Raw genomic sequence first — 16,414 nt, 5'->3', positions numbered from 1 at the left:
CTGCGTCATTGATCGTGACACCTCCGCTCGAAGCGCCGAGATTGGCGTCGGCCGCGACTTCGACGATGCCACCGAGGATCGAGGTGCCGCCGGCATAGGCGTTCGTCCCGGTCAGCTTCAGTGTTCCGGCGCCTGTTTTGACGAGCGATCCGCTTCCGTTGATGGTCCCGTTCAGCCCGAGCGTCGTTGCGGAGGCGACGTTGAAGCCGCCCTGGCCGGTGAGCGAAACGGAGCGGGCGCTGTCGAAGCTGCCGCTGGTCGAAAGTGCTGCGTCATTGATCGTGACACCTCCGCTCGAAGCGCCGAGATTGGCGTCGGCCGCCACTTCGACGATGCCACCGAGGATCGAGGTGCCGCCGGCATAGGTATTCGTCCCGGTCAGCTTCAGCGTTCCAGAGCCGGTCTTGAGGAGCGATCCGGTTCCGCTCACGGCTCCGCTCAGGCCGAGCGTCGTCGCCGAGGCGACATTGAAGCCGCCCTGGCCGTTGAGCGAAACGGAGCGGCCGCTGTTGAAGGTGCCGATGGTCGAAAGTCCGGCGTTGTCGAGTGCAAGGCCGCCGCCTGCAGCTCCGAGACTGGCGTCCGCCGCAACTTCGACGACGCCGCCGAGGATCGAGGTGCCGCCGGCATAGGCGTTCGTCCCGGTCAGCTTCAGTGTTCCGGCGCCTGTTTTGACGAGCGATCCGGTGCCGCTCACGGTTCCGTTCAGGCCGAGCGTCGTTGCGGAGGCGACGTTGAAGCTGCCCTGGCCGATGAGTGAGACGGAGCGGGCGCTGTCGAATGTGCCGGTGGTCGAAAGCGCTGCATTGTCGAGCGCGAGGCCGCCGCTCACGGCGCCGAGGTTGGCGTCCGTCGAGACTTGCACCACGCCGCCGAGGATCGAGGTGCCGCCGGCATAGCCGTTTGTCCCGGTCAGTTTCAGCGTCCCGGCTCCGGTCTTGACGAGCGTGCCGGTGCCGCTGACGGCTCCGGCCAGTCCGAGCGTCGTCGTGGAGGCGACATTGAAGCCACCCTGGCCGGTGAGGGAAACCAGGCGGCCGCTGTCGAAACTGCCGATGGTCGAGAGCGTGCCGTTATCGAGCGCCAGGCTTCCGCTGAGGGCGCCAAGATTGACGTCGGCTGAAACCTCGATCGCGCCGCCGAGGATCGTCGTGCCGCCGGAATAGCTGTTAGTGCCGGTGAGCGCGAGTGTGCCAGCCTCGGTCTTGTTTAGGCCGCCCGTGCCGGCAATCGTCGTCGCGATTTCCGCGCGGTTGGCGAGAACCCGGATCTCGGTGCCGCCGGCGGCGGTGGCGAGCGTACCGCTACCAGCGAGGCGATAGCCCTCGTCGACGAACTGCAGGCCCCTGACGGTCTGGCCGCCGGACACGGCGATTTTGCCGCCGGAAAAGCCGCCGGGCTCGTTCTTGAAGACGGCCGTGTTGCCGTGCCAGTCGACCGGAACGATGCCGGCGGGCGCGCCTGCGCCAATGTTCAGCCAATTTGTATTCGTCGCATTCCAGGTGCCGTCGCCGCCTTGCCAATGCTGCAGCTGGTCGTTGCCGAGCGATGCGACGAAGAGATCGACGCGACCGCCGCCCGCCTGAAGCTGCAGCCGCGACGGATCGGCGAAGGTCGGGGACGTGCCCAGCGTCAGGCCGTTGTCGGTGAGTATGCCGCCATAGGTCATGAGGCGGTAGTAGCCAAAACCGGACGTGCCATCCGCCGGGTTGCTGCTTTGGGCGAAATTGATGGTGCCGTCGAGAACGAGATTGCCGGTGACGTCGATCCGGTCGCTCCTGCCGAGAGACGGGTTGCCGACGGTTCCAGCGCTCCCCAGTTCGTAGTCGAGGATCGCGCCCGACGCGAGCGCCAGATTGCCGGCAATCGTCAGCGTGCCGATCGAATTTCCGGGCGATAGCCGGGCGCCGTCGGCAACGGTCGTGTTGCCCACCGTGCCGGAGCCGCCGAGCGTTGCGCCGTCTGCCACATCGACGGTTCCGCCGAGCGCGCCGTTGACGCGCAAGGTTCCGCCGGCCAGATTGACGGCGCCACTGAAGCCAGAACTGTTGCCGGAGAGTGTGGTGTCACCGGCGTAGTGGTTGATGATCCCGTGGCCGTTGGCTCCGCTCTGAAGGGCTGACGCCAGCTGATAGCCGCTCGAGGTATGGTTGAAATCGAGCGCGGCGCCGGCATGGCCGAAGCGGATGGCATCGGCCAGCACCTGTCCGGCAGCAGTCGCTGCCGTCGGGCTCGATGGGGTGTCGACCTCTGCGCCTATGGTCAGGCGTGCGCCCGTCGCAAGCGCGTTGCCGAGCGCGATCGTGCCGGTGCCCGTCGGGTTCGTGGTCTTGAGTGTGCCGCCGTTGCTGACCGTCAATCGGGTAGGGCCGGCGGTCGTGCCGACATCGACACGGCCGGTTGTCACACTGCCGCCGTCAACAAGCACGCTGCCGCCGGCGATCCTGAGGTCGTCGATGGTCTTGATGCCGGATCCGGCCAGGCGAAGCGCTCCTGCGCCCGTCTTCGTCCATGTGGCGCCAGTGAAATCGATGCCCCCGGTGAGCCCAAGCGCGACGCCGGCGCCTGTCGAAATTTCCGCCTGCGTGCCGACCTGGGCGGCAAACAGGCGACCGGTGTCAAAGCTTTGCGTGACCGACAGTTGCGTGCCGCTTGCGCCAAAGTTCAGGCGGCCCGCGGCATTGCCGAGATTGGCGTCGGAGCCGACCTCGATCGCGCCGCCCAGAAGCTCGGTTCCGCCGAGGTAGGTGTTGGTGCCGGTCAGGCGCAACAGGCCGGTGCCGGATTTTTGCAGGCTTCCAGCGCCTGTAATCTGCCCTGTCAGACCAACTGCGGCGTTTCCGCCGACCTCGACTGCGCCGGCGCCGGTCAGGGTGACGGCGCGGGCGCTGTCGAAGGTGTTTGCGGTCGCAAGCGTGCCACCGTTGAAGGTGAGACCACCGGAGAGCGCGCCGAGATTGCGGTCGGCCGAGACTTGAAGTCTGCCGCCCGAAACCACCGTGCCCCCGGAATAGCTGTTGTTGCCGGCAAGCGTCAGCGTGCCGGTGCCGTTCTTCATTAGGAGGCCACCGCCACCGGAGCCACTCTCGCTGACGATACCGGTCAGGGTGAGATCGTGCGCACCCGAGACCGAAAGGCTGGCGCCAACCGAGCGGCTCATGACAAAATTGTTCGCGAGCGTGACGTCCTTGTTGCTCGAAAGGTCGGCGCCGGCATTGTTGATGGTGACGCGGCTTGTCGACAGCGCCCGGTCGTTGCCGACGACAAGGTTCGCGCCGCCGAACAGCGTGCTGCCCGAGCCGCCGCCATAGGTGTTGGTGCCGTTGAGAACCAGTGTTCCCTGCGACAGGGCGATGCCGGTGCCCATACCGCCGATAGCGCCGTTCAGCGTCAGGTTGCCGGTGCCCGATTTGCTGATCGCACCGGCAATCCCGGTGAAGTCTCCGTTAAAACTCGTTGCGGTCGACTGGTCGATCGTCAGCATCACCAGGTTGGTACCGAAATGGATCGTGCCGCCGGTGCCGGAAAGCGATGTCATGTTCTGCGTCGAATAGGAGGGCATGCCGAGGTCGAGCACGCCGCCATTGACCGTGAAGGATCCCTGGGGCAAGGCGCTCGCGCCGTCCTTCTTGAGGACGCCGGCATTGACCGTCGTGCCGCCGGAATAGGTGTTGGCGCCCGACAGCGACAGCGTTCCCGTGCCGTTCTTCACCAGGCCGCCGGTGCCCGTCATCGTGTGCGTCAGTCCGAGCGTCGCGCCTGCTGTCACGTCGAAGATGCCGGTGCCGTTCAGCGTAACGGCGCGGGCGCTGTTGAATGTACCGGTGGCCGCAAGCGTGCCGCCGTTGAAAGTGAGTTCGCCTGAAGCGGCCCCCAGATTGTTGTCGGAGGAGACGGAAAGCCGCCCGCCCGACAGCACCGTGCCGCCGGAATAGCTGTTGGTGCCCTCAAGCGTCAGCGCGCCGGTGCCGCTCTTGACGACGGCGCCGCCTGGGCCGCTGCCGGTTTCCCCGATGTTGCCGGTGAGGCTGAGGTCGTTCGCACCCGAGACGCGAAGATTGGCGTCGCGGTTGACATCGAAGGTGTTTGCGAGCGTGACGGTTCTGTTGCTCGAAAGATTCGAGTTGACGCCGTTCACGGCGACGCGGCTCGTCGACAGTGCGGCGTCGTTGCCGACGACCAGGTTGGCGTCGCCGAACTCCGTGCTGCCCGATCCGCCGCCATAGGTGTTGGCGCCGTTGAGAACAAGGGTTCCGCTCGAAAGGTTGATGCCGGTGCCGATGCCGTCGACGACACCGTTCAGTGTCAGGCTGCCGCTGCCCGTCTTGGTGATCGCAAAATCACCGACAAAGTTTCCGTCGAAACTCGTCGTCGTCGATTGATCAATCGACAAGATGACCAGCCCGGGCCCGGAATCGATCGTGCCGCCGGTGCCGGACAGTGACGTCGTGCCTTGCATCAGAAACCCGCCAAGGTCGAGCACGCCGCCATTGACCGTGAAGGCTCCCCCCGGCAGCCCATTCACGCCGTCTTTCCTCAAAATGCCGTCATTGACCGTCGTGCCGCCGGAATAGGTGTTGGCGCCCGAGAGCAACAGCGTTCCCGCACCGTTCTTCATCAAGCCGCCGGTGCCCGAAATCGTGTCCGACAGTCCGAGTGTCGTGCCTGATGTCACGTCGAAGATGCCGGTGCCGCTCAGCGTGACGGCGCGGGCGCTGGTGAACGTACCGGTGGTCGCGAGCGTGCCGCCGTTGAAGACGAGGCCGCCGGACAGGGCGCCGAGATTGATGTCGTTTGCAACGGCCAGTTGCCCGCCAAGCAGGGAAGTGCCGCCTGAATAGCTGTTGGCGCCGGTGAGCGTCAGCGTTCCCGCGCCTGATTTGCTCACGGAACCGGTCCCGGAAATGACATTCCAGACGGTGGTGTTCGTCGGCTGGATGAAGTCGAGCGATCCGGTGACGCCGATGCCGCCGGAAAGGCCGGAGGTGGCATTCAGCAAGGTGAGCGCATTGGCGCCGCCGGTGAAATCGATCGCGTGAGCGCCAGGCCCGCCGCTTATCGTACCGCTGTTGATGATCGTCAGGCCCGTGCCGACGATGCCGGCGCCGTTGCGACCTGCGGCCCTCGCAGATGCGCCGCCGGCCCCCCCTTGAATTGTACCAAAGTTCGTTAGTGTCGCTCCTGCCGTGGTGAATAGCAGGCCGATGCCGCCGTCGCCGCCATTGCCCGCATATGCGGGGTTCGTCGCTGTTCCTCCGTTGCCTCCATTGCTGCCACGGATCATTCCTGTGTTGGAGTGGACGCCGTTTCCGGTTGCGACGGCGCCATATCCCCCGGCCCCGCCCCCACCGGCAAAACCAGCCAAGTCAGAGACATTGCCCCCGTTTCCGCCCAGCCCACCCGAAAGCGTACCGGTATTGACAACCGTGGCAGATCCCACGCCGTTGCCATTGTAGCCGCCCCCGCCCCCGCCTCCGCTCGCGGACGAGGAGGAGCCGTGTTGTCCGTCGGATGTTACGGAGTTGCCGCCCGAGCCGCCGCTTCCGCCTCCATTGCCACCGCCGGCCCCGCCACCGCCGCCGGCGCCGAAGAGCCCGGCTGCACCCGGATTGCCGGTGTAGCCCGTACCGCCCGCCGCGCCGTCGCCTCCGGCGCCGCCATCGGCCAAGGCAGGGCCGAACAGCGAGAGTGTGACCAGGGAGACAGTCGTCAGCGCCGTCGTGCGACGCAGGACGGTTCGCAAGTCTTTGCGGTTTAAAATGCGCGGCGCTACCATTGGTCTCTCCCAAACCCTTGCCCCCTGCGGCCGTGATGGCAGAGAAATGACCGATGATCCGACGCTTGCGCGTCTGTCGGTCGCGCGACTTCCCGTCAGCGCTCCGCAATGTTCGGAGAAGGCAGGTTGTGATGAGTAGTGAATGCACGCGACATCCACAAGTGGCAAGGCTGCAATTGTAGCGGGAATCGTCGCAATTTTGCGAACGATGGCGCGAGACCGCGCGCGGTCCTCAGAGCGGAGGTTTATGTTAGTATGTGCTTACTCAATCGAGCGCCACCAAGCGGAAGTGGGAACAGCACAAATTTCGCACGTGCCTGCATGTCTGCGTGAACGTGTAGCTTCTCGTGCGGAGCCGGGCGCACACGCAAGATGTGCACCCGGTCCGCGGATCTTCGGCGAGCTGCCATCGCTCTTCCGGAAAAGGGCGATGGCGCAAGCGTCGTCGGTACTACTTGATGTAGAGCGTCAGGCTGCCATCGGCCGCCTGTTCCGCTCCGACGATGTTGGTGAGCTCGACATTCTGGGCCTTCAGCTTGCCGACAAGCTCCTTGTTGCCGTCGACGGCCTTGTGCAGAGCAGAAAGCTGGGCGGGGGTTGCCTGGTCGATCCAGGTCCGGGTTTCGCTGAGCTTGTCGAGCGTGTCGATATTGACCACCTCGAACTTGTCCCCCTTGAAGCCGTGTACCGTCTGCTCGATTTCCGCCGGCCAGTTCATCGCAGTGCCTGCTGCGTAGGAGATGCCGCCGAATGAGATGGCGGAAAGCGCTGCGATAACGGAAAGCTTTGCAATGCTGTTCATGATCTTTCTCCTTGGTTGTGCAGCATCCGGCAGGATCGCCAGGCCGAGCAGAAGCCTTGCGATCCGTCGCCAGACGGTTCGCAGCGGTCGCTACATGTCCTTTGCGGGCGTTTGCGCCCACATGTGAGATGCTGGGGTGTTTCGACTGTTCGGGCGGTGTTCCCTAAGCAAGTCCTGCTGGTTCGTGCCGTTCCGATGCCTGTGAAAATGTGAGCCAATCGTGACATTTTGGTGGCGCAAGTCATTGGATTATAATTACAAATTCGTCACGCTCCGGTAATCTTCCGGCAAGGCGATGAGGCTGGCGGGTCAGCGCGCAGCGCCAAGTCGGCGGCTCATGTCCCTGAACGATCTGTAGTTGTCGTAGCCCGCCTGCTTTGCCGCCCGGGCCGGGTGCACGCCCGAGGCCTGCAGGGTCTGGAAATGCACCAGTCGCGAGCGGCGGCGCCATTCGGCGATGCTCAGCCCGGTCTCGGATCGAAACTTGCGCGTCAGCGTGCTGCGGCTGAAACCGGTCATGGCGGCCAGTTCGTCCAGGTCCCAGTCATTGTCGGGCGTTGCTGCCAGCTCATCGCACAGGGTTCTCAGCCGCGCATGCGTGGGAAGCGGCAGTCCCGAGCCGATGATCTCGGCGCGCTTGATCTCGTATTCGGCCAGCGCCGCCAGATGGCCGGCCCGGCCGGAGAGATCGTAAAGTGCCGGCTCCTGGGCCAGCGCACCGAGCGTCGCCTGCAGAAGTGGCGACACGCGCAGGATCTCGCACTCCGTCTCGCCCGTAGGCCTGACCTGATCATCGGCAAAGAAGGCGGCGCCGATGTCCACGATGCCGAAGCCGGCAAGTTCGTGCAGCACGTTTGGCGCCACCAGCAATCCGTAACCCGACGGTGCGGACCACTTGCCGCGCCCGGTCGTCAGCGTCAGGAACCCGGTGGTCGAATAGATAAACTCCGTGCGCCGATGGCTGTGCCAGCGGGTCCGTGCCTCGCCCTGAAACGTGTGCGTCGCGATGGCTACCGGCCTTGGGGTGTCCTCGACGATGGCAATGCGGCTTATCGTTTCCAAGCGAGTGACCCGTTTGCTGCAGGTTCGGTCAATACGCGTCTCCTTGGGTCATTTTTGATCCGAACGCAACCCACATTGATCCGCTTTCGCTCGGGCACTTTTGTAAACTTGATTAATACCGTCATGATTGTGGATTTGGACGACATGAACAGCCGCAGACCCGCCGCCTTTACGCACTCCAACAGGACCGAAATGAACCACCCGCGACCGGCCAGATCCCGATATGCCGCCCTTCCGTTTTCTGTCCTTTGCATGTTGGCGCCGGCTGCAGGTGCGCTCGCGGAGGACCATGGCAAGACGACCGAACTGGAGGCGATCTCGGTGAAGGGCGGCCGTGTCACCGACAGGGCCTGGGAAGCCGTGGGTGGTTATGCGGCCACGGCCACGCAGACCGGAGCAAAGACCGACACGCCGGTCATCAAGATCCCCCAGACGGTGACCGTCATCCCGGCCGAGCAGATCCGGGCGCAGGGGGCGACCAGCGTCAGCAAGGCGCTCAGATATTCCGCAGGCGTCTTTACCGAGCAGTATGGCACTGCGTCCCGCTTCGATACCTACACGCTGGTGCGCGGCTTCCCGGCGGATTTCTTCCTCGACGGTCTTGCCCTACCCGACACGACCGCAAGCAACGGCTTTGCGGGCTCGGTTATCGAGCCCTATGGCCTCGAGCGAATCGAAGTCCTCAAGGGGCCGTCGTCGGCGCTTTATGGCCAGAGCGGCCCCGGTGGCATCGTCAACCTTGTCAGCAAGCGCCCGACCGACGAGCCTCTTCGCGAAATCGAGTTTCAAACCGGCAGTTTCGACCGCAAACAAGGCGCCTTCGATCTATCGGGCCCCATCGACGCCGAGGGCGCGTTCCTCTACCGGCTGACGGGCCTGGCGCGCGCGGCCGACACCCAGGTCGATTTCATCGAAGACGACAGGCTGTTCATCGCGCCGGCGCTGACCTGGCAGCCGTCCGAGGACACGTCGCTCACCTTTCTGGCCCAGCACGCCAGGGAGAAGGGGGCCAAGACCAGCTTCAACTATCTGCCGACCGACGGGACGCTTCGGGCGGTTCCAGGTTATGGCAAGCTGCCGTTCAGTCGATATTCCGGCGAGCCCGGTTTCGACCGGCTGGAGCGCGAGCAAACCTCGATCGGCTACATCTTCGATCATCGCATCGACGAAACGTTCAGCCTGCACCAGAGCGTGCGCTTCACCCGCAACGATCTCTATCTGCGCGCGCTCAACCGCAGCGGCGAGCTCATCATCGATCCCGACCCGGCGGTCGCGCCGCGCCTCAACCGCCGGGCGTTCCGCATCGACAGCAGCGCCGAGGCCTTCGCGATCGACAACCGGCTGGAGGCGCAGTTCGACACCGCAAGCCTGTCGCACGACCTGATCGTGGGCGCGGACTACCGCAACGACCAGAGCCAGTACGACACGGGCGCCGGCCCTGCTGCGCCGATTTCCATCTTCGACCCGGTCTATGGCGTCGCCATCGCCGATCCCGGCATCAACTTCCAGAAGAAGGATGCGCGCATCAGGCAGTTCGGCATCTACGCCCAGGATCAGATCGCGCTCGACAACTGGATGGCGACGCTTTCGGCGCGTTATGACTGGTCTTCGATCGACACCGATCTTGAGACCGTGTCGACCGGCGCGCGGTCGGCGACCGTGGCGAAAGACCAGGCTTTCAGCGGACGGGCCGGTCTCGGCTATCTGTTCGACAACGGAATTGCCCCCTATGTCAGCTATTCGACGTCTTTCAAGCCAACGGCTGAAACCGGGGTCGATGGCGCAGCCTTCGACCCTCTTGTCGGGCGTCAGGTCGAAGCGGGGGTCAAGTACCAGCCGGCTGGTCTCGACGCGCTTCTGACCGCCGCCGTCTTCGACATCCGGCAGACCAATACGCCGACGGCGGACCTGTCGAGCCCGCTGTTTCGTCGCCAGGTCGGCGTCGTGCGCGTGCGCGGTTTCGAAGTGGAGGCGCGGGGCAACGTCACCGATCAGCTCGCACTGATCGCGTCCTACGCACATCTGGACAACCGTGTCGTGGCAAGCTCGGTTGCGGCCGATGTCGGCAACCGGCTGGCATCGACGCCCACGGACCAGGCATCGTTCTGGGCCGACTACAGGTTCGATCAGGGGCTGCTCGAAGGGCTGACGCTCGGTGGAGGCGTGCGGTATGTCGGCAGCACATTCAACGGAGCGAACACCGTGAAGATACCGTCCTATGCCCTGCTCGATGCGGCCTTGAGCTTCGATGTCGGCGCCCTGAGGGATGGCGCGGCGGGACCGCAGCTCCAGGTTAACGCGACGAACCTTCTCGACAAATATTATGTGACGCAATGCGGCAATGTTCCCGGCTGCACGCTGGGATCAAGACGGACGGTCACGGCGACGATGAGGATTTCGTTTTGAGCACAAAAGTGGCGATGAGCGGGCTCCGACTGATCGCCTGCTTCCTGCTCTTCGGGATGTCGTGCCTGTCGCCGGTCGCCCCGGCGCTGGCCGCGCCCGTGACGGTGGTGGATATTGCCGGCCGCGTGGTCACGCTCGACAAGCCGGCGACAAGGATCGTGCTCGGCCATTGGGTGACGCTCGATGCGCTTTCGCTGCTCCACGACGATCCGGTCTCGCTGCTGGTCGGATGGGGCGACAGCGGCGCGAATACCTATCAGCGGGATCTGCTGCGCGAACGGTTTCCCGCGGTCGATGCCATTCCCGTGGTGGCGAATGGCAGCATCGACCAGATGTCTGTGGAGGCGGTTCTGGCACTGCAGCCGGACCTTGTCATCCTCAGCCGGTTCGATGCGTTCCGGTTCGGTGACACGGGCTCCGCCCCGCCGCAACTGGCCCAACTCGAGGAGGCGGGCATCCCGGTCGTGATCGTCGATTTCTTCATCGATCCGATCGCCAATACCGTGCCGAGCCTGCGCATCATCGGCGAACTGACGGGGAAGGCGGCGCAGGCCGACGCCTTTGCGGAGTTCTACGAGGCGCGCCTGCGCCGATTGGCTTTGGCGCTCGATGGCGCGGACGTGGCCCTCAAGCGGCCGAGCGTCTTTCTGCATGCCTTCGCCAATCGGCCGGAGTGCTGCTTTTCGGCGGGACGCGGCGCGCTCGACGGCCTGATCGGTCTGGCGGGCGGCCACAACATCGGTTCGGAGAGCCTGCCCGGCGCCATCGGACAACTGGGCCTGGAAGCGGTGATTGTCCGCAATCCGGACATCTACCTGCCGACCGCCGTGAACGAGGCGGGCAAGGGGCTGAGCCTTGGGCCGGGCGTAAGCCGGCCGCGCGCGATCGAGGGGCTGGAAAGCCTGTTGGCGCGCCGCGAGCTGACCGCCATCGCGGCGGTCAAGGACGGTCGCGCCTTTGCCCTGTGGCATCTCTTCACGCACACGCCCCTCCATATCGTCGGGCTCGAGGCATTGGCGCGCCATCTTCATCCGGACCGCCTCTCGACGGTGGATGCCCAGGCGACACTGGACGAGGTCAACAGCCGCTTCCTGACCGTACCGCTCACGGGCACGTTCTGGATTGCCAGCGGCGACGCCGTCGAGGACTGAGACCTGACGGGCCGCCCTGACAGAGCAGCGCAGGCACGGGCGAGGGCGGCAACATCCGTCTGTCCGGCTGCGGCGCTGTCGCCTGCAATCATTTCGCCGTGAAGAACGTCAGGAGCACCTTGCCCTTCTCGCCGAGAAGGCACACGAACCGGTCGGCCTTGCCGGCCGTGCCGCCGCGCTCGATATAGGCCTCGCCGAGGATCACGGTCTTGACCGGAACGTCCTCCACCTTGGTGTCGGCGGCGGTGATTGCCAGGCTTTCCAGATCGAGTACCAGGCCGGTAATGTCGGAGGAATGCTCCTTGAGCGCGACGAGACCGGTCGCCTTGCAGGCGGTGACCGCGGGGTCTTCAGCCGTCGGGGTCTGGGCAAGCGCAGGTGCTGCGCAGGCGAGCGACGATATCAGCAGTGCTGCGAGATGTTTGGACGCCATCTGAGGGTGTTACCTTCCGCCTTTGAACTTCCGATTGAGAACGGGGCGATTGCCACCGCACCGGACAACGTCATCGGCGTCAGTTCGGTTCCCGCGGGATAAAAATCTCTCCTTGGCGATTGCCTTGAAACGGTGGCTTGCGCGGCCTCCACAAGGCCCGCCTGCGAGAAGCGACAGGTCGGCGTTAACCTTTTGTTAACCATCCGTCGCCTAGATCCCGTCAACGAAAAATTAACGAAGATGATCAAAGTGCTAACAGACGCTCGTTCGATCCGTATCAAGGGCCGCTCGTTCCTGAGCCTGGCTCTTTCGCCGGAGCTGCCGCTCGATCAGTGGCTGACGCGGCTCGACGATCTGGCCGCACGTTCGGCCGGGTTTTTCCTTGGCCGGCCCGTCGTACTCGACATCGTCGACCTGGAGATCGACCGGCCGCAGTTGAAGGGCCTGCTCGACGAGCTTGCCACGCGCAACGTCCGCGTTCTCGGGATCGAGGGCGGCCGTCCGTCGCTGTTCGAGCCGGGCATGCCGCCGTCGATGCGCGGCGGCCGACCGGCGCCAGAATTCGAGGCCGCGGCGGGCGAACTGATCGCCGGAGAGGCGAAGGCGCCAGAGGTCGTGACCGTCATCGGACAGGAAACGCCGGCGGCTCGCGCCACCGCTTCGATCATCGTGCGCGAGCCGGTGCGCTCCGGCCAGTCGGTGATCTTTCCGGAGGGCGACGTGACCGTGATCGGCTCGGTCGCGTCAGGCGCGGAAATCATCGCCGGTGGTTCGATCCATATCTACGGCGCGCTGCGCGGACGGGCGCTTGCGGGTTCGGTGGGCAACACCTCGGCGCGCATCTTCTGCCGCCGTCTGGAAGCGGAGTTGCTGGCGATCGACGGCGTCTACAAGACCGCCGACGACATGGCCGCCGAACTTCGCGGACAATCGGTGCAGCTTTGGCTCGAAGACGATTCGATCATGGCAGAGAGACTTAACTGAGCCGGTGCCGGCCAGGAAACAGGAGCGGAAGATGGCGAAAGTAGTTGTTGTTACATCGGGCAAAGGCGGCGTCGGCAAGACGACGTCGACCGCTGCTCTCGGCGCGGCGCTCGCGCAGCGCAACGAGAAGACTGTCGTCGTCGATTTCGATGTCGGCCTGCGCAATCTCGACCTCGTCATGGGTGCCGAGCGCCGGGTCGTCTACGACATGGTCAACGTCATTCAGGGCGACGCCAAGCTGCCGCAGGCGCTGATCCGCGACAAGCGCCTCGACACGCTGTTCCTGCTGCCGGCATCGCAGACCCGCGACAAGGACAGCCTGACGCCGGAAGGCGTCGAGCGCGTCATCAACGACCTGAAGAAGCATTTCGACTGGATCATCTGCGACAGCCCTGCGGGCATCGAGCGCGGCGCGACGCTTGCCATGCGCCATGCCGACATGGCGGTGATCGTCACCAATCCGGAAGTCTCCTCGGTTCGCGACTCCGACCGGATCATCGGCCTGCTCGACGCCAAGACCGAGAAGGCCGAACGCGGTGAACGGGTCGAAAAACACCTGCTGCTCACCCGCTATGATGCGCTGCGCGCCGAACGCGGCGACATGCTGAAGGTCGACGACGTGCTGGAAATCCTGTCGATCCCGCTTCTCGGCATCGTGCCCGAGAGCATGGACGTGCTCAGGGCATCCAACATCGGTGCTCCGGTGACGCTTGCCGACAGCAAGTCCGCCCCGGCGCTCGCCTATCTCGACGCCGCCCGCCGACTGGCCGGCGAAGCAGTGCCGATGACCATCCCGGGTGAAAAGCGCGGCCTGTTCGGCAAGATCTTCGGACGGAGGGCAGCATGAGCATTTTCCGTTTCTTCAAGAAGCAGACCTCGGCCCCGACGGCGCGTGAGCGCCTGCAGGTGCTGTTGGCCCATGAGCGCGCCTCGGTCGGCCAATCGGACCTCGTCGCGATCCTCAGGGAAGAGATCCTTGCGGTCATCTCCAAGCATGTGCAGATCGACGACGACAAGGTCACCGTCAAGATGGACCGTGGCGAGCACGTGACGACGCTGGAAGTCGACATCGAGATCCCGCTTGCGGCGAGCGCTCGGGCCGCCTGACCCTTCCGCCGTTTCCGTGCTACTGCATCGTCCTTGCGGCGCGCGTCATCAGTGATGCGCGCCGGTATCGGGGTCTGCCATGTCGGTCGAGCAAGTGGAGTGCATCGTTGCGGGCGCCGGGGTCATCGGGCTCGCCGTCGCGCGTCAGCTGGCGCAAGCCGGCCGCGAGGTGATCCTCGTCGAAGCGGCCGATCGCATCGGCAGCGGGACATCCTCGCGCAACAGCGAGGTCATCCACGCCGGCATCTACTACCCGCCCGGCAGCCTGATGGCGCGGCTGTGCGTCGAAGGCAGAATTCTTCTTTATGATTATTGCCGCGAACGCGGCATTGGCCACCGGCAGTGCGGCAAGCTGATCGTCGCGACCTCGGCTGCCGAATTGGCGCATTTGCCCACTATCGCCGCCCGGGCGGCGGAAAACGGCGTGACGGACCTGCGCCAGATCTCGGCTGCGGACGCGCGCGGTCTCGAGCCTGCGCTCGCCACGACAGGCGCGCTGCTGTCGCCGTCGACCGGCATCATCGACAGCCACGCCTACATGACGTCACTGCTTGGCGATGCCGAGAATGCCGGCGCGGTACTTGCGCTGAACAGCCCCGTCGAACGCGGCAAGGTTACGCCGGGCGGCATCGTCGTCGATGTCGGCGGCGCCGATCCCATGCGCCTCGCCTGCCGCCTGTTCGTCAACGCCGCCGGCCTTGCCGCTCCAGGGCTCGCAAGCCGGATCGAGGGCATGCCGCAGGCGCTGGTGCCGAGGGAATTTTACGCCAAGGGCGATTATTTCTCGCATGTCGGCAAGCAGCCGTTTTCGCGGCTGATCTATCCGGTGCCGGTCAAGGGTGGCCTCGGCATTCACCTGACGCTCGACATGGCCGGCCAGGCCCGTTTCGGGCCGGATATCGAGTGGGTCGAGACCTTGAACTATGATGTCGATCCGGAAAAAGCCGCGTCTTTCTATGCAGGCGTGCGACGTTATTATCCCGATCTGAAGGACGGCGCTCTGGTGCCGGCCTATTCCGGCATCCGCCCGAAGATCGTGCCGCCCGACGTGGCAATCCAGGACTTCGTCCTGCAGGGGCCGGGGGCGCATGGCGTGCCGGGCCTGATCAACCTTTTCGGCATCGAATCGCCCGGTCTTACCGCGTCCCTGGCACTGGCAAAGCGGGTTACGGAAATCTAGCGACCGGGTCTCACGCCATGCTCGACCGCGGCTCCGTCCTGGGCGGACGCCGCAAAGTCCTTCAAGGCGAGAGCGAGCGTCTCAATTCCGCGGCGCAATTGCTCCGGCTTCAGCGAGGCGTAGCCGAGGATCAGGCCGGCCAGCGCCGGCTTGCAATCGAAATAGAGCGGCGATACCGGATAGATGCCAATGCCGCCCGCACGGGCGACGTCGATCAGCCGGGCCTCATGCTCGGCGGCGATCGCACGAAACCACACGACGACATGCAGCCCTGCCGATGTGCCGACGATCTCTATCGTCTCGCCAAAGCACGATTTCAGGGCGGCGATCAGCGCGGCGCGACGCTCGGCGTTGGACCGGCGCATCTTGCGAACATGGCGCTCGTAGGAGCCAGTCGCCAGAAGGATCGCAAGCGCTTCCTGTTCCAGGCTCGGGCTGTGACGGTCGGCCAGTTGCTTGCACTTTACGAAGACGTCGATCAACGGCCGTGGAACGACGAGATAGCCGAGCCTCAGCGCCGGCGACAGCGTCTTCGACACCGTGCCGACATAGATCACCCGATCCTGATCCGATTGAAACAGCGGCGGTATCGGCTTCACGTCGTAACGGTATTCGCCGTCGTAATCGTCCTCGACGATATAGGCGCCTTCCGCATAGGCCCAGGCGAGCAGCAGTTCGCGCCGGTTCTGCGGCAGGACACCGCCCAATGGAAACTGGTGGCTCGGCGTGACGTAGGCGAGGGCGGATTTTCCCTGGCGCGGCAGATCTTCGACGAGAATTCCGGCATCGTCGCAACGGACGGCGGTGATATCGGCGCCGGCCGCTGCCATGACGTTGCGGGCCATCGCGTAACACGGGTTCTCGATGACGACGCGGTCGCCGCAATCGACGAGAACGCGGGCGCTAAGATCGAGTGCCTGCTGCGAGCCGGAAACAACGACGATCTGATCGGGATCGCAACGAATGCCGCGCACCCGCCAGAGATAGCCCTGGAGCTCCTGTCTGAGTGCGGCGACGCCGGCCGGCGGCGCGTAGGACAGGCTGTCGCGGCGCTTGAGCAGCGCCGCATTCATCGCCCGCCGCCACAGCAATGTCGGGAAATCGGCGGCGGCGATATCGCCGTAGCGAAAATCGAACTCCAGCGCCTGTTGCCTTTCGGGATAATGGATCGGAAGCGCCATCACGCGACCGGCATAGCCTGATAGCGGCCGTTCAGGGCCATGCCCGGCCGGGCGCGGATGCTCGCGCGTGGCGCGCGCCATGTCCGAGACGCGCGATGCCGCGCCCTGATGGCTGGTGACGTAGCCCTCGGAGACCAACTGGTCGACGGCCGCGGTCACCGTCGTTCGGGACACGCCCAGTTCATCGGCGAGCGCCCGGCTCGACGGCAGCCTGTCGCCCGGAGCAAAGACCCCGGCGCTGATCTGTTCGCGCAAGTCGAGGTAGATCCGCCGGGTGGCACCGGCACGCCCTGGCCGCTCGCCCCTCAACTGGCCCAATGAAAATCTCCAAA

General features: G+C 65.0%; 11 protein-coding genes. 6 read left to right on the top strand and 5 right to left on the bottom strand.

Features of this window, described 5'->3' with window-relative positions:
• From RTP54_RS17475 to RTP54_RS17465, 3 genes are all read right to left on the bottom strand, one after another.
• A partial coding sequence (locus RTP54_RS17475) for a beta strand repeat-containing protein (RefSeq protein ID WP_312364580.1) occupies positions 1-5,776 on the bottom strand: 5,776 nt, incomplete at its 3' end.
• 451 nt (positions 5,777-6,227) lie between these two features.
• On the bottom strand, positions 6,228-6,578 hold the full coding sequence (locus RTP54_RS17470; RefSeq protein ID WP_112811858.1) for a hypothetical protein: 351 nt from the start codon (positions 6,576-6,578) through the stop codon (positions 6,228-6,230).
• Positions 6,579-6,887: 309 nt separating this feature from the next.
• Complete coding sequence (locus RTP54_RS17465; RefSeq protein ID WP_312364577.1) at positions 6,888-7,640, bottom strand: AraC family transcriptional regulator; 753 nt, start codon at positions 7,638-7,640, stop codon at positions 6,888-6,890.
• A gap of 144 nt (positions 7,641-7,784) precedes the next feature.
• On the opposite strand from RTP54_RS17465, the gene RTP54_RS17460 reads away from it, so the two are divergent.
• Together RTP54_RS17460 and RTP54_RS17455 are read left to right on the top strand one after the other, a co-directional pair.
• Positions 7,785-10,046 carry a TonB-dependent siderophore receptor gene (locus RTP54_RS17460; RefSeq protein ID WP_312364575.1) on the top strand — a complete coding sequence of 754 codons (2,262 nt, stop codon included), beginning with the start codon at positions 7,785-7,787 and terminating at the stop codon, positions 10,044-10,046.
• A gap of 14 nt (positions 10,047-10,060) precedes the next feature.
• On the top strand, positions 10,061-11,197 hold the full coding sequence (locus RTP54_RS17455) for an ABC transporter substrate-binding protein (RefSeq protein ID WP_312365023.1): 1,137 nt from the start codon (positions 10,061-10,063) through the stop codon (positions 11,195-11,197).
• A gap of 88 nt (positions 11,198-11,285) precedes the next feature.
• Here RTP54_RS17455 and RTP54_RS17450 read toward each other — a convergent pair whose 3' ends face one another.
• Positions 11,286-11,630 (bottom strand): hypothetical protein, encoded by a 345-nt coding sequence (locus RTP54_RS17450; RefSeq protein WP_112833304.1) that lies wholly within the window; start codon positions 11,628-11,630, stop codon positions 11,286-11,288.
• Between the two features lie 240 nt (positions 11,631-11,870).
• Between RTP54_RS17450 and minC the strand changes: the two genes are divergently transcribed.
• From minC to RTP54_RS17430, 4 genes are all read left to right on the top strand, one after another.
• Complete coding sequence (gene minC / locus RTP54_RS17445; protein ID WP_312364573.1) at positions 11,871-12,614, top strand: septum site-determining protein MinC; 744 nt, start codon at positions 11,871-11,873, stop codon at positions 12,612-12,614.
• A 31-nt stretch (positions 12,615-12,645) separates the two neighbouring features.
• A complete protein-coding gene (minD, locus tag RTP54_RS17440; protein ID WP_112811863.1) occupies positions 12,646-13,461 on the top strand; it encodes a septum site-determining protein MinD in 816 nt (271 codons plus the stop codon).
• Complete coding sequence (gene minE, locus RTP54_RS17435; protein ID WP_077501524.1) at positions 13,458-13,721, top strand: cell division topological specificity factor MinE; 264 nt, start codon at positions 13,458-13,460, stop codon at positions 13,719-13,721. Before minD ends, minE begins: the two co-directional genes overlap by 4 nt.
• Before the next feature lie 79 nt (positions 13,722-13,800).
• Positions 13,801-14,901 carry an NAD(P)/FAD-dependent oxidoreductase gene (locus RTP54_RS17430; protein WP_312364571.1) on the top strand — a complete coding sequence of 367 codons (1,101 nt, stop codon included), beginning with the start codon at positions 13,801-13,803 and terminating at the stop codon, positions 14,899-14,901.
• On the opposite strand, the gene RTP54_RS17425 is transcribed toward RTP54_RS17430, so the two are convergent.
• On the bottom strand, positions 14,898-16,400 hold the full coding sequence (locus RTP54_RS17425) for a PLP-dependent aminotransferase family protein (RefSeq protein WP_312364569.1): 1,503 nt from the start codon (positions 16,398-16,400) through the stop codon (positions 14,898-14,900). The two genes, RTP54_RS17430 and RTP54_RS17425, sit on opposite strands and share 4 nt — an antisense overlap.
• Positions 16,401-16,414 lie beyond the last annotated feature (14 nt).

It is taken from the genome of Ensifer sp., from assembly GCF_031989085.1.
GTDB lineage: Bacteria > Pseudomonadota > Alphaproteobacteria > Rhizobiales > Rhizobiaceae > Ensifer.
This window is presented reverse-complemented; position numbering and strand designations above follow the sequence as displayed.

Bases quoted from the DNA above. Each gene is read 5' to 3' on its own strand.
- RTP54_RS17470 (WP_112811858.1), bottom strand. From the start codon at position 6,578: ATGAACAGCATTGCAAAGCTTTCCGTTATCGCAGCGCTTTCCGCCATC.
- RTP54_RS17460 (WP_312364575.1), top strand. From the start codon at position 7,785: ATGAACAGCCGCAGACCCGCCGCCTTTACGCACTCCAACAGGACCGAA.
- RTP54_RS17455 (WP_312365023.1), top strand. From the start codon at position 10,061: ATGAGCGGGCTCCGACTGATCGCCTGCTTCCTGCTCTTCGGGATGTCG.
- RTP54_RS17450 (WP_112833304.1), bottom strand. From the start codon at position 11,630: ATGGCGTCCAAACATCTCGCAGCACTGCTGATATCGTCGCTCGCCTGC.
- minC (WP_312364573.1), top strand. From the start codon at position 11,871: ATGATCAAAGTGCTAACAGACGCTCGTTCGATCCGTATCAAGGGCCGC.
- minD (WP_112811863.1), top strand. From the start codon at position 12,646: ATGGCGAAAGTAGTTGTTGTTACATCGGGCAAAGGCGGCGTCGGCAAG.
- minE (WP_077501524.1), top strand. From the start codon at position 13,458: ATGAGCATTTTCCGTTTCTTCAAGAAGCAGACCTCGGCCCCGACGGCG.
- RTP54_RS17430 (WP_312364571.1), top strand. From the start codon at position 13,801: ATGTCGGTCGAGCAAGTGGAGTGCATCGTTGCGGGCGCCGGGGTCATC.